Source organism: Blautia marasmi, assembly GCF_900258535.1.
Taxonomy (GTDB): domain Bacteria; phylum Bacillota; class Clostridia; order Lachnospirales; family Lachnospiraceae; genus Blautia; species Blautia hominis.
Map to the genome: position 1 here is coordinate 2,130,326 of NZ_OIWX01000001.1, position 13,731 is coordinate 2,144,056.

Annotated in this window: 8 protein-coding genes; 1 reads left to right on the plus strand and 7 read right to left on the minus strand. The window is 47.1% G+C overall.

Annotated features, from left to right (window positions below):
* Positions 1–13: 13 nt before the first annotated feature.
* From C6P39_RS09240 to recQ, 5 genes are all read right to left on the minus strand, one after another.
* On the minus strand, positions 14–1,210 hold the full coding sequence (locus C6P39_RS09240; protein WP_104803572.1) for a type II secretion system F family protein: 1,197 nt from the start codon (positions 1,208–1,210) through the stop codon (positions 14–16).
* Positions 1,211–1,265: 55 nt separating this feature from the next.
* Positions 1,266–2,045, minus strand: a complete 780-nt coding sequence (locus C6P39_RS09245) for a prepilin peptidase (protein ID WP_104803573.1) — start codon at positions 2,043–2,045, stop codon at positions 1,266–1,268.
* Positions 2,046–2,215: 170 nt separating this feature from the next.
* A complete protein-coding gene (locus C6P39_RS09250; RefSeq protein WP_158661515.1) occupies positions 2,216–2,659 on the minus strand; it encodes a hypothetical protein in 444 nt (147 codons plus the stop codon).
* A 62-nt stretch (positions 2,660–2,721) separates the two neighbouring features.
* Entirely contained in the window at positions 2,722–3,141 is a 420-nt protein-coding gene (locus tag C6P39_RS09255; protein WP_104803575.1) for a prepilin-type N-terminal cleavage/methylation domain-containing protein, read from the minus strand.
* 348 nt (positions 3,142–3,489) lie between these two features.
* Complete coding sequence (gene recQ, locus C6P39_RS09260; RefSeq protein ID WP_104805892.1) at positions 3,490–5,808, minus strand: DNA helicase RecQ; 2,319 nt, start codon at positions 5,806–5,808, stop codon at positions 3,490–3,492.
* Positions 5,809–6,210: 402 nt separating this feature from the next.
* Between recQ and C6P39_RS09265 the strand changes: the two genes are divergently transcribed.
* Positions 6,211–7,476: a uroporphyrinogen decarboxylase family protein gene (locus C6P39_RS09265; RefSeq protein ID WP_104803576.1), complete on the plus strand. Its 1,266-nt coding sequence runs from the start codon at positions 6,211–6,213 to the stop codon at positions 7,474–7,476.
* A 223-nt stretch (positions 7,477–7,699) separates the two neighbouring features.
* Here C6P39_RS09265 and C6P39_RS09270 read toward each other — a convergent pair whose 3' ends face one another.
* Both C6P39_RS09270 and gltB read right to left on the minus strand, forming a co-directional pair.
* Positions 7,700–9,184 (minus strand): glutamate synthase subunit beta, encoded by a 1,485-nt coding sequence (locus C6P39_RS09270; protein WP_104803577.1) that lies wholly within the window; start codon positions 9,182–9,184, stop codon positions 7,700–7,702.
* Between the two features lie 3 nt (positions 9,185–9,187).
* Complete coding sequence (gene gltB, locus C6P39_RS09275; RefSeq protein WP_104803578.1) at positions 9,188–13,729, minus strand: glutamate synthase large subunit; 4,542 nt, start codon at positions 13,727–13,729, stop codon at positions 9,188–9,190.
* Positions 13,730–13,731: the final 2 nt, after the last annotated feature.

Sequence of the window (13,731 nt, forward strand, 5' to 3'; positions counted from 1 at the left end):
TTACCCCTTTCTACTACATTCCTGCAATGGAATCATAAGAGCCATAAAGAGCACTGAATACAGATACCATGACAAATGCCACAATCACGCCCATAACCAAAAGCATGATCGGCTCAACGTAAGAAACCATTTTTGCAATTGCCATATCTGCATCATATTCCATAAAATCTGCGGTCGAGGACAGCATGGTATCCAAACTACCTGTCTCCTCCCCCACCCGTATGGAGTCGGACAGTTTCCTTACAAATCCATCTACCAGATCCAGGCCGTCACTCAGATTGTTGCCTGCTCTTACAAAGGGTATCACCTGGTCAAACTGAGCATCAATATAATCATTTCCTATTGTCTTTCTTGCGATCTGCAATGCTGATACAATGGGGATACCGGCAGAATACAGAGAACTCAATGTCCTCGCAAACCTTGAAGTGCAGATTGTTTTCTGCAGCTTTCCAAACAGCGGCACTTTCAGTTTAAACCTATGCCACTGCAGGCGTACTTTCGGAATAAACAGCAGTGCTCTGACTCCCACAATGACCAGTATTGCCACTACCAGTACTATGATCCAGTGGTTCTGCAGAAGCTCGCTGAACCCCATGAGGATCCTGGTAGACAGGGGCAGTTCTTCCATCTGAGCAAACAGCTCATCAAACTGGGGAAGCACAAATTTAGTAAGTATCAGAACAACTGCTACCACCATGATCCCCAGTATCTTAGGATATGTCATAGAACTGGATATTTTTGAATTCAGTTTATGGCTCTTCTCATAATGTTCTGCCATCTGCATAGATACTTTATCCAGATTACCGCTGGTCTCTGCTGAGCGGTACATATAAATCATCAAAGGCGGAAACGCGCCATTCTGTGCCTCCATAGCATCCGAGAGCGCAATCCCCTGCCGGATCTGCCTGAGTAGATCCTCATAGATTCCCCGCTGTTTCTGGCTGACCGCCTCACCGCTGGCTATAATATTCAAAGCTCTGACAAGCGTAACGCCGGAAGCGATCAGCGTTCCCAACTGTCTTGAAAAATCCGCCAGGACTTTAGGCTTGAACTGTTTCACGCCTTTTGTGTTCTTCATTTCTTTGGCATTCAGTAAAAAAGCATCCTGTTCATGCAGTTTCTGCTGCAGCTCCGTGTCATCAGCTACGTTCATGATGCCCTTTATTACTTTACCATCCAGTGTCCTTGCCTTATATTTAAACTGTGCCATAAAAAGGCCTCCCAATATGTAGTCGAAAAGTATAGGATCCCCATACCTTAAGCCGTTATATTTTCAAAAATCCCAAATACCATGAAATGATCTGTTCTCCCCATAATAGGCCAATCACCATCCCCATACAGAGAAACGGTCCAAACGCAAAATGGTCCTTCCTGCTTTTCTTCTTCCCAAGCAGCAGTCCGATCCCCCAAATTCCTCCCAGTAAAATAGCAAGGAACGTGGAAACCAGTGTGATCTTCCATCCCAAAAATGCCCCGCATGCACCCATCAGCTTAATATCCCCGCCGCCGAATGCCCCCGGTACTGCCAGTGTCAGAAGAAGCATGGGGATACTCACGCAGACAACCCCGATGAGCCTGGATACAAGGGATATCTCCGGCATTGTAAAACATGCAGCCACAGCCAGTATGTATATGGCGATCCAGCTCCCGTCCTCAATTTCCATGGTATCTATATCCATAAATGCCACTACTGTCAGAATACAGAAAAACAGGAACACGGTCAATGCCACAGCCGGCTTTTCCTTATAATACCAGGCGCAGAACAGCGCGGCTCCGCCGCCAAATAGTTCTATGAGTGTATCCCTGACACCAATTTTCTTTTTACAGTAACGGCACTTTCCACCCAGGAAAACGTAACTGAACAGCGGGATCAGATCCAAAGCCCCCAATTGATGACTGCAGGATGGGCAGAGAGAATGTCCCCTCACAAAATCCATTTTTCTGGGAACACGGTAGATGATCACGTTCAGGAAAGAGAAAATACAAGTTCCCAAAAAAAATATCAATATAGCAATGAATGCCTGATAACTATTATATACGTCCATATGAGCCTCTTTGTTCCAAATTATTTTTTTAGAAGGACGAACTTCACTTTACGATACACAAATTTTCATCCTCTTAAAAAGACAATTCCGAATCAAATTTCATTTTTGCCTCAGGAAATGACAAAAAGGGATTTCACCTGGCTCATACCAAACGAAATCCCCTCCTGTTATTAGTTTTTATAATGCCGGGTCTTCCGGTAAATTGTCCATGTTCCGGAATCCTTATCATCTGCTTCGTAGATTACTAAGTATTTTCCCTCCTGATATGTCATGCTCAGCACACGGCATTTGGCTTTATCCCAAGATACAAGATGAATTTCACCTTCCAAACCGGAATAACTCTTCACTTCCTCTTCCGCCTCCTCCGCCATTCCACTTTCACGTGAACTGTCCAGAAGCGGTTCATCTAAACCATTGTACTGTATAGAGAGCAGTTCTGTGTTCAGAAGCACATTTTTGGCACTTCGCAGTGCAGACCGCATTTGAATGGATTGATCCCAATACCATAGCGCTGGTGCAAGAACAGCTATGCTGATTAGGAGCGTTAGCAGGGAGATTTTTAGTAGTCTGCGGAATTTTGTTTTGCGGGTGAGAGTTTCATAATCTATATGCATTTTTAATTATGAAACCTCCTTTAATCAAGGTAATAACTTTGAGAAAGCTATAATTAAGTTGTTTACTTTAACTCGTCATCTACTTCTGACCAACCCTTTGCCTTACTCCATTGTATAAAGTGTTTTCCATCCTGAAAAGAGAACGAAACAACATCGCCACCTGTTTCGTTATAAGTAGCATTTTTTGCACTACCTTTTGCCTTGAGAAGTGTAGCATTTTTGGCTACTGTAATACCATTCGATGTAACAGTAGTTGGGGCCACACCATCACCCGCGTAAGAATCTGCCACTTGTGCCTGAACATCTACTAATATTGTTGCCGCGTCTGATTTAGTATTAGCCTTATTGGCCTTATCTACATATCTCAACACACTCGGCACCATAACCGCCGCCAACACCAAAATAATAACAATAACAACAATCAATTCCACCAGAGTAAAACCTTTTTTATTTTTCCGGTTTTCCCTTAATCTTTTCACCATATGTGAATCCCTCCATTAACTTTATTTTCCATCCACATACCTGCACCTGAATGTGGATGATACATGCGGATAAAATAGCAAACCTGCATTTACTTATCGTATAATCTTATTGCAAGCTACTGCTTGTATGCCGCATTTACCCGAACTCTTGCATTAGTTTATTATATAATTTTTGACTACTTTTGTCAACAAAACCATTAACAATCAAATTAATTCTTTCTTAATTTTTGCAAATTTGTAATATTCACTTTAATGTTTATCTAATCGTCTCTTTTGTTTGTCATAAAGGTTAATTGGATTTAATTAAATATCCAAAACCTTTTTTCACAACCAATTTTTCTCTTACTTTTACCCCTCCTTTATCATCTCCAGCAGTGCCCTCTGTGCATCCCCTGAATAGTACAGAACCTCATACGCATTCCCTTTTTCGCTTACCCGCATCTCTGCTGTAATCCCAATTTTCTTTCCTTTTTCTGCTGCGCGCTGCATGGGGATTCCCCGCATTCCATATGTCTCCAGATATCCTTCATCCAGCAGCTTTTGCAGCACTGCCTTATTGGTCAGACGCTTCACAGCGCTTTCATCGCGCAGTTCATTTAACTGGGAGACCAGTTCACTGAGCGTCATTTTATCGGCAAACAAAAACCTCTGTTCCATATCCTCTGTCAAAGAAAATTCCTGTTTCCCCTTTGCCTTTGTCTTCTTTTTCTCCGCATTCACACGGATCACTTCATTTTCTTCAGCCTCTTCTCCTGTTGAGTTCCCTCCTGCATCGGCAGATTCTTCCCCACTCATATCATCACTATCCCCGTCATCCGGCACATTATCTCTGATACAGGCCACAAAACGCTCCCCATACTTTTCATATTTAAATTCTCCCACCCCTGTAACCGACAACATTGCGTTTCTGGTTCTCGGCTTTAATATACACATATGGGTCAAGGTCTTGTCAGAGAAAACAATATAAGGCGGAACCTTCTCCTCCCTTGCAATTTCTGTCCGAAGTCCCCGCAGCACCTCAAAGAGCTTTTCGTCTTCCTCCGTAAATTCCGCTCCTGCAAACCCGGCGGCAGGCCCCTTCCTGCTCTTCTTCTCTTTCTTCTCACTGGATGTATGTTCCTGCTCTTTTGCCATTTTCATAGTGATCTGTGCCCCGTCAGCCAGCACCTCCTCTGATTTGGCGGTCAGTTTTACAACTGCATACTCATCATTGGTAACCGTAAGATACTCATTTAAAAGCAGATAATTGATAACCTGCCTGAGCCTATAGGTGGGGACTTTTGCCAGCTCCCCATAATTGGGGTTCTCATCCATCCTGTAATTTCTGATCTTCGCCGTATTTGCCCCGTGTACCGTGTCTATAATGACCGTAGTTCCATATCTCTGTCTGCTGCTTTTCACACACCCGATCAGGGCCTTTGCAGTCTCTGTCACATCCACAGTCTCAAACTGGCTCAGACAGTTAGAACAATTCCCGCAGTAATTCTCCCCATATTCTCCGAAATACCGCAATATGTAATCCCGCAGGCATTCATTCGTAAAACAATAATACGTCATCTTACGAAGTCTCTCCCTGTCCCGCTCTGCCACCATCTCCCGTGTCACCTGGTCAAGTTCCCGGTTGTCCTGGCTGTTGTCAATGAACAGCTGGTTTGTCACCACATCCTGCCCCCCATAGAGCAAAATACACTCCGCCGGCTCCCCGTCACGCCCTGCACGGCCTGCCTCCTGATAATAGCTCTCCATGTTTTTCGGCATATTATAATGTACCACAAATCTTACGTTTGACTTGTCAATTCCCATGCCAAACGCATTTGTAGCCACAATGATCTGATACCTGTCATATATAAAATCATCCTGATTCCGCTTCCTCTCCCCGTCACCAAGCCCTGCATGATAACGGGTCACGGAAAATCCATCCTCCCGCAGCTTTCCGCATACTTCCTCCACACCTTTCCTGGTCAGACAGTATACAATGCCGCATTCACCGGGATGCATTTCCAGATAATTTTTCAGCACTTCATATTTATTCTTTGGAGACTGCACTCCAAAATACAGGTTCGGCCTGTCAAACCCTGTTGTCAATACCTCCGGATCCTCCAGGAGCAGAATATCCATAATATCATCCCGCACCTCTTTGGTGGCTGTAGCCGTAAATGCGCTCACCACGGGCCGTTTCGGCAGTTTTTTAATAAACTCCACAATCTTCAGATAACTGGGCCTGAAATCCTGTCCCCACTGGGAAACACAATGTGCCTCATCTACCGCCACCATGGCAATATCTGCATGAAGCGCAAAATCCAAAAACTCCTCTGTCACCAGCCGCTCCGGCGCCACATAGATAATGGGGTATCTCCCCTGTCTCGCATAATCCAGGGCTTTATAATATTGTCCCACTGTCAGGGAACTGTTCAGAAACGCCGCATGGATTCCCGCCTGATTCAAAGATCCCACCTGGTCTTTCATCAGAGAAATAAGAGGCGAGATCACCAGGGTGATCCCATCCATAAGCATGGCAGGCACCTGATAACAAAGGGATTTTCCTGCTCCTGTGGGCATGATCCCAAGCACATCCCTCCCCGACAAAATGCTGTCTATCAGCAGTTCCTGCCCATCCCGGAAGGTATCATAGCCAAAGTATTTTTTCAGTATTTGATATTTATCCATACTGCCTCCTTCTTTTATCTGTTTACAATATCTAAATGTATAAAGCTGTTTAATTTCCTTTTCCGTCTGCCCGCAAACCATATCATTTACACCGTAAAAATGCAAGCAAAATGTTACTGTACACTCCGTGTCCGGTAACACGCTTCGCGATGCACAGATATGGAGCATTCTGCCCCATATCGCGCTGGCTGCGTCGGGATTTTCATGCTTCCGGCATGAAAACGCCTCCCGGTACAGTGGCCTGTGTACAGTAACAGCAAAATCCATTGATCTCATTTACATTCCCCTACAATTTAGTATAATAAAGATATAAACTTTGCACGAAACCATTTATACACATTCTACTGCCAAATGGACATGGTTTTCCACAAAAAGCAGAAAAAATGTGGGAAAGGAGTCTTTATGACCAACGAAACATCCACTTCCGGCCAAAGCCCGGAGGAACTTTTTCAGGAACGGATCCGGAGAGTCGAGGATGCTGTTTCTCTGAAGGAAGGGGACCGGGTACCATTTGCTCCCTTTAACAGTGCGCTCCCCTATTTTCTCTACGGTGCAGCTTTCCGTGACAGCATGTACGACTACGAGAAAGCCTCCCGGGCAATCCTCAGCTTCTACCATGACTTCCAGCCTGACGCAGATATCCACCCGGGATTTACCAGCGGAAAAGCCAATGAACTGGCCGGTTCCACCATGATCGACTGGCCCGGACGGCCCGGAACCAGGGTTCCCGATTTTTCCACTCATCAGGTCATGGAGCACGAGTATATGTCTCAGGAGGAATACCCTGAATTTATCAATGATTTTATGGGATTTACCCTGCGAAAATACATACCCCGTGCATTTCCTAACCTGAAGGGGCTGTCCGGCATAAGATTTGTACCCTCAATTGTCCTGAGTACCACACCTCTTGCTTCCTTCTATTCACCGGAAGCCCAGGAGGCATTTGCCCTTCTTGGAAAAATAGGGGAGGTGGATGCAAAGGCAGCCGCAGCCAGCGATGCCCTTTCCGCACAGATCGCCGCTATGGGTATCCCGCCAATGATGACCGGAGTGGGAGAAGCACCGTTTGATATTATAGGGGACTATTACAGAGGTACCCTGGGTGCCCTCACAGACCAGCTGGAATGTCCTGACATGATAGAGAAAGCCTGCGACATGCTGGCAGATATGCAGATCGCATCCTATGATTATTTTAAGGTGGCCCCACTTCCGGTTAAACGTGTCTTTTTCCCGCTGCACAAAGGGATGGACGGCTTCATGAGTCCTCTGCAGTATGAAAAGCTGTACTGGAAACCACTGAAAAAGATAATGCTTGCCCTCATAGATATGGGAGTCACCCCCTTTATCTACACAGAAGGAAAATACAACAGCCGTCTGGAACAGCTTGCGGACGTACCGGCCGGAAAAGTTATCTATCATTTTGAGAGTGTGGATATGGCCCTGGCCAAGAAAATCCTTGGAAATACTGCCTGTATCTCCGGAAATCTGCCCATCTATCTGCTGGAATACGGAACGAAACAGCAGGTCATAGATGCCTGCAAATCCCTCATAGATACCTGTGCCCCGGGCGGTGGATATATCTTTGATACAAATGGAAGTATTGATAATGCGAAACGCGAAAATATAGAAGCGATGTATGACACCGTACTTAACTACGGCAGGAAATAAACAGTCCTTTCGGATACATTTATCATAACACAGTAAAAATACTATGGCAACAAAAAACGGGCATTAACAGGCAGATCCTATCACATTCCATTTGCAGTTACCGATACAATGCGTAAGAAAAAGCGGCAGTTCACGCCTCATTACTGGCCTGAACTGCCGTTCACTTATTTATAATGGCTTCTGAACTGCCGTTCTCTTATTTATAACGGCTTCTGAACTGCTTCTACAAATTAGAATACCCCATCAAAGAAGCATCCACCTCCTCAGCCGCCTTCCTCCCTTCCCGGATCGCCCAGACAACCAGTGACTGTCCCCTGTGCATATCCCCAGCCGCAAAGATACCGGGTATACCGGTCTCATATCCTTCCGGTTTGGTGGCTACATTCGTTCTCTCATCCACAGACACTTTAAACGCATCCGTCACATATTTCTGACTTCCCAGAAATCCTGCCGCAATGAGCACAAACTGGGCATCTATCACCTCCTCGCTCCCTTTTACAGGAACCATATTCATACGGCCTGTCTTTTCATCCCGTTTACTCTCCAGTTTTACGGTCTTTGCTTTTTGCACATCCCCTTTTTCATCCTTAATGAACTCCGTCACTGTAGTCTGATAAATCCTGGGATCATGCCCGAACACTGCAATCGCCTCCTCCTGTCCGTAATCTGTCTTGCAGACACGGGGCCACTGAGGCCAGGGATTGCTGTCAGCCCTTGTATCGGGAGCTTTCGGCATCATTTCAAGCTGGGTTATCGATTTTGCACCTAAACGGAGAGCTGTTCCCACACAGTCATTTCCCGTGTCACCGCCTCCAATCACCAGCACATGTTTTCCCTTGGCAGATACAAACTTATGATCCTTTAGACCCGAATCCAGCAGACTCCTGGTCACAGAAGCAAGAAAATCAACAGCAAAATAAATATGATGAGCATCCCTCCCCGGAACTTTGATATCCCTGGGATTGGAAGCCCCGCAGCAGAGCACGATCCGGTCAAACTCCTTCTGTAATTCAGCCGCCTTTATATCTTTTCCAACATCCGCACCCGTTTTAAAAACAACACCCTCTTCCTCCATAAGACGCACTCTTCTGTCGATCACTGCCTTATCCAGTTTCATATTAGGTATGCCGTAACGCAGCAGCCCTCCGATTCTGTCACTCCTCTCAAACACAGTGACCTGATGCCCTCTTCTGTTAAGCTGCTGCGCTGCTGCAAGGCCGGAAGGGCCGCTGCCGATCACAGCCACCTTCTTACCTGTCCTCACCTTTGGAACCTGTGGTTTTACCCATCCTCTCTCAAAAGCAGTCTCAATAATGGCATGTTCATTTTCCTTGGTTCCCACAGGCTCCCCGTTTAAGTTACAGGTACATGCTGCTTCGCAGAGTGCAGGACACACCCTTGCTGTAAATTCCGGAAAACTGTGTGTTTTTGAGAGACGCAGATATGCCTGTTCCCAGTTTCCCGTAAATACCAGATCATTTGTCTCCGGTACCAGATTATGCAGCGGGCACCCCGAAACCATGCCCCCCAGCACATCCCCTGACTGGCAGAACGGAACGCCGCACTCCATGCAGCGTGCTCCTTGTTTCTGCTGTTCTTCTATGGGCAGATATTTTTTAAATTCTCTGAAATGTTTGATCCTTTCTTTCGGTTCCTCCATTTGGGCACTTACTCTGTTATATTCTAAAAATCCTGTCGGCTTTCCCATCTCCTACTCTGCCCCTTTCTGACTAAAATTCTCATTAAACGCTTCCAACTGTGCCTGCTCCGGCGACATTCCCTGCTCCTCCAGCCTTGCAGCAAGTGTGGTCATCCTCTTATAGTCATCCGGAATGATCTTCTTGAACTTGGGCAGATATTCCTGAAATCTTGCAAGCACTTCCTGTCCCTTCCGGGAACCTGTAGCTTCCACATGGGCTTGGATCATATGGTGCAATTCCTGGATATCAGGCTTTGTCTCCACCTTCTCTATAGAGATCATTTCCTTATTCAGATTCTTATACAGATCATTTTTTTCATCCAGCACATAAGCGATACCACCGCTCATTCCTGCTGCAAAGTTCTTGCCCGTTTTCCCAAGCACAACCACACGGCCTCCGGTCATATATTCACAGCCGTGCTCCCCAACACCTTCCACTACGGCACAGGCTCCGGAGTTTCGGACAGCAAAGCGCTCGCCTGCCACACCTCCGATATAGGCGGTTCCGCCGGTTGCTCCGTATAGAGCCACATTTCCCGTGATGATATTTTCATCCGCCTTGTAATTTATCTTCTTCGGCGGATACACTATGATCTTTCCTCCTGACAGGCCTTTGCCCATGTAGTCATTACAGTCTCCGCACAGAGAAAGGGTTAGTCCCCTGGGTATAAATGCTCCGAAACTCTGTCCCCCTGCGCCGGTACAGGCAACCGAGATCGTATCCTCCGGCAGTCCGTCCTTATGCTGCCTTGTGATTTCCGCACCCAGCATGGTTCCGAATGCCCTGTCTGTGTTGGTCACCTGAACCTCCACACCGGCTTTCCCTCCTTCTTCCACTGCTTTTCTCAGCTTCTTCAGCAGTACCTTTTCATCCTTTGTCTCTTCCAGTCTGAAATCATATACCTGGGCCGGGTCAAACGTAACTTTAGTGTTTTTTCCGGCATATGGATTATCAAGGACTGACCGCAGATCGATCTGAGAGGCTCTGGGGTTTTCCGCATTTTCCTTCACTTTCAGCAAGTCCGTGCGTCCTACCATCTCATCCAGTGTACGGATACCCAGCTTTGCCATATACTCCCGCAGTTCTTCTGCGATAAACCGCATAAAATTAACCACATACTCCGGTTTTCCCTTAAACCGTTTTCTAAGCTCCGGATTCTGGGTCGCCACTCCCACAGGGCATGTATCCAGGTTGCAGACACGCATCATAACACATCCCATAGTGACCAGGGGTGCTGTTGCAAATCCAAATTCTTCAGCGCCCAGCAGCGCCGCCACTGCCACATCGCGTCCGCTCATTAATTTTCCATCCGTCTCGATCATAACACGGCTGCGCAGTCCATTCATAAGAAGCGTCTGGTGCGTCTCAGCCAGACCCAGCTCCCAGGGAAGCCCCGCATTGTGGATAGAGCTTTGAGGCGCCGCCCCCGTACCGCCGTCATACCCGGAGATCAGGATAACCTGCGCACCGGCCTTTGCCACACCCGCTGCCACGGTACCCACTCCTGCTTCAGATACCAGTTTCACGGAAATCCTGGCATATTTATTGGCATTTTTCAGGTCATAGATCAGCTCTGCCAAATCCTCAATAGAATAAATATCATGGTGAGGCGGCGGTGAGATCAGGCTTACACCCGGAGTTGAATGTCTGGTCTTTGCGATCCACGGATAGACCTTTTTGGCCGGCAGATGTCCTCCTTCCCCGGGTTTTGCGCCCTGAGCCATCTTGATCTGGATCTCTTTTGCGCTGACCAGGTAACGGCTGGTCACACCAAAACGCCCGGAGGCCACCTGTTTGATGGCAGAGCAGCGGTCCACGGCACTTCCCGCACTGTCCAGACGCTCATCGCTTTCTCCGCCCTCACCTGTGTTGGATTTGCCGTGCAGTATATTCATAGCAACGGCAAGTGTCTCGTGGGCCTCCTGGGAAATGGAGCCATAGGACATGGCGCCTGTTTTAAATCGCTTTACGATCTCATCAACACTCTCTACCTCTTCGATGGGGATACCTTCTTTCGGATATTCAAAATCCATCAGGCTGCGCAGATAACCGCTCTGCTCCCTGTCCACCAATTCCGTATATTGTTTAAACATGCGATAGTCCCCTCTTTTTGTGGACTCCTGCAGCATATGGATCGTCCGGGGATCATAGCGGTGTTTCTCCCCCTCACGTCTCATTTTGTGGATCCCCATACTCTCCAGCTCCAGGCTGCTGGGCAGTCCCAGGGGGTCAAATGCTTTTGAATGCCGCACGTCTACATCATCTGCTATATTTTTTAAAGAAATACCGCCAACCCGGCTTACCGTTCCGGCAAAATATTTATTGATCACTTCCTCTGAAATACCGATCGCCTCAAATATCTTGGAACCCTGATAGGACTGTATGGTGGAAATCCCCATCTTTGACGCGATCTTTACGATTCCGTGCAGAATAGCATTGTTGTAATCATCCACTGCTGCATAGTAATCCTTATCCAGCAGTTTGTTGTCGATCAGCTCTTTTATGGTATCCTGGGCAAGATAAGGATTAACTGTACATGCCCCATATCCCAGAAGCGCCGCAAAATGATGCACCTCCCTGGGCTCTCCGGACTCCAGAATAATGGCAAGAGAAGTTCTTTTCTTTGTCTTCACCAGGTACTGATGCACTGCAGACACTGCCAGAAGAGACGGGATAGGCATATGGTTTTCATCAATCCCCCTGTCACTGAGCACCAAAATATTGGCGCCGTCCTTGTAAGCTTTATCCACTTCCACAAACAGCCTGTCAATGGCTCTGTCCAGACGTGTACTCTTGTAATACGTTATAGGAACCACAACCGCCTTAAAGCCATCCACTTTCATATTTTTGATCTTCAGCATATCTGTGTTGGTCAAAATAGGATTGTTCACTTTCAGCACCTGACAGTTTTCCGGCCGTTCCCTCAGCAGGTTCCCGTCTTTCCCTACATACACCGTTGTGCTGGTCACGATCTCCTCCCGGATGGCATCGATCGGAGGATTGGTAACCTGTGCAAACAACTGCTTAAAATAGTTGAACAGGGGCTGATGCTTTTCAGAAAGCACTGCAAGAGGTGTATCTGTTCCCATTGCCGCAATTCCCTCAGAACCGTTCCGTGCCATACTGTAAATAGAATTTCTGTACTCTTCATAGGTATACCCAAAAGCTTTCTGCATCCTGGTGAGGGCTTCCCCCTCATATTCCTCCACGCGGATATTGGGGATCTTCAGATCATGCAGCTCCACCAGATTACTGTCCAGCCACTCACCGTACGGCTGTTTTCCCGCATAAATTTCCTTTAACTCATCATCGTTGAAGATCTGTCCTTTTACAGTATCCACAAGCAGGATCTTTCCGGGATGCAGACGCTCCTTCAGCACGATCTCCTCCTCCGGCACAGGCATAACCCCCACCTCTGAGGATAAGATCACATCGCCGTTTTTTGTAATATAATATCTGGACGGGCGCAGCCCGTTCCGGTCAAGCACAGCCCCCATCACATCGCCGTCGGAAAAAAGAATGGAGGCAGGCCCGTCCCACGGTTCCATCATGGTGGCATAATACTGATAAAAATCCCTTTTTTCCTGGGAGAGTGTACTATTATTTGCCCAAGGTTCAGGAATTGTCACCATGACTGCCAGAGGCAGATCCATGCCGTTCATCACCAGGAATTCCAGCGTATTGTCCAGCATAGCGGAATCTGAACCTCTGGTGTCCACCACAGGAAGCACCTTGTGAAGCTGATCTCTCAGATGATCGGAGGCCATCGTCTCCTCCCTTGCCTGCATCTTATCCGCATTTCCCCGGATGGTGTTGATCTCCCCATTATGTACAATAAAACGGTTGGGATGTGCGCGCTCCCAGCTTGGGTTTGTATTGGTACTGAAACGGGAATGCACCATGGCTATGGCAGATTCATAATCCCCGTCCTGCAGATCCGTAAAAAATGTGCGGAGCTGGTCTACCAAAAACATCCCTTTATACACAATGGTCCGGCTGGACATGGACGCCACATAGGTATTGTCATTACTCTGCTCAAATACACGGCGGGCAATATACAGCCTTCTGTCAAAGGGCAGGCCCTTTTCCACGTTTTCAGGTTTTTTAATGAACGCCTGCACAATATTTGGCATACATCTCAACGCCTTATCCCCCAGTACCTCTGAACATACGGGAACCTTACGGAATCCCAAAAATTCCAGGCCCTCCTTCTCCACAATGATCTCAAACATCTTCTTCGCCTGGTTGCATTTCAGTTCGTCCTGGGGAAAAAACAGCATGGCAATACCATATTCACGTTCCCCTCCAATATGGATGTCTGCTTTTTTGCAGGCTTTTGCAAAAAATCTATGTGAGATCTGAAGCAGGATGCCAACACCGTCACCGGTCCTTCCCTCCGCATCCTTACCTGCCCTGTGTTCCAGGTTTTCCACGATTTTCAGGGCATTTTCCACGGTTTTATGGCTCCTGATACCTTTACTGTTTACAACGGCTCCAATACCGCAGTTGTCATGTTCAAACTGCTGTCGGTACAATCCTTTATCTTTTCTCATAG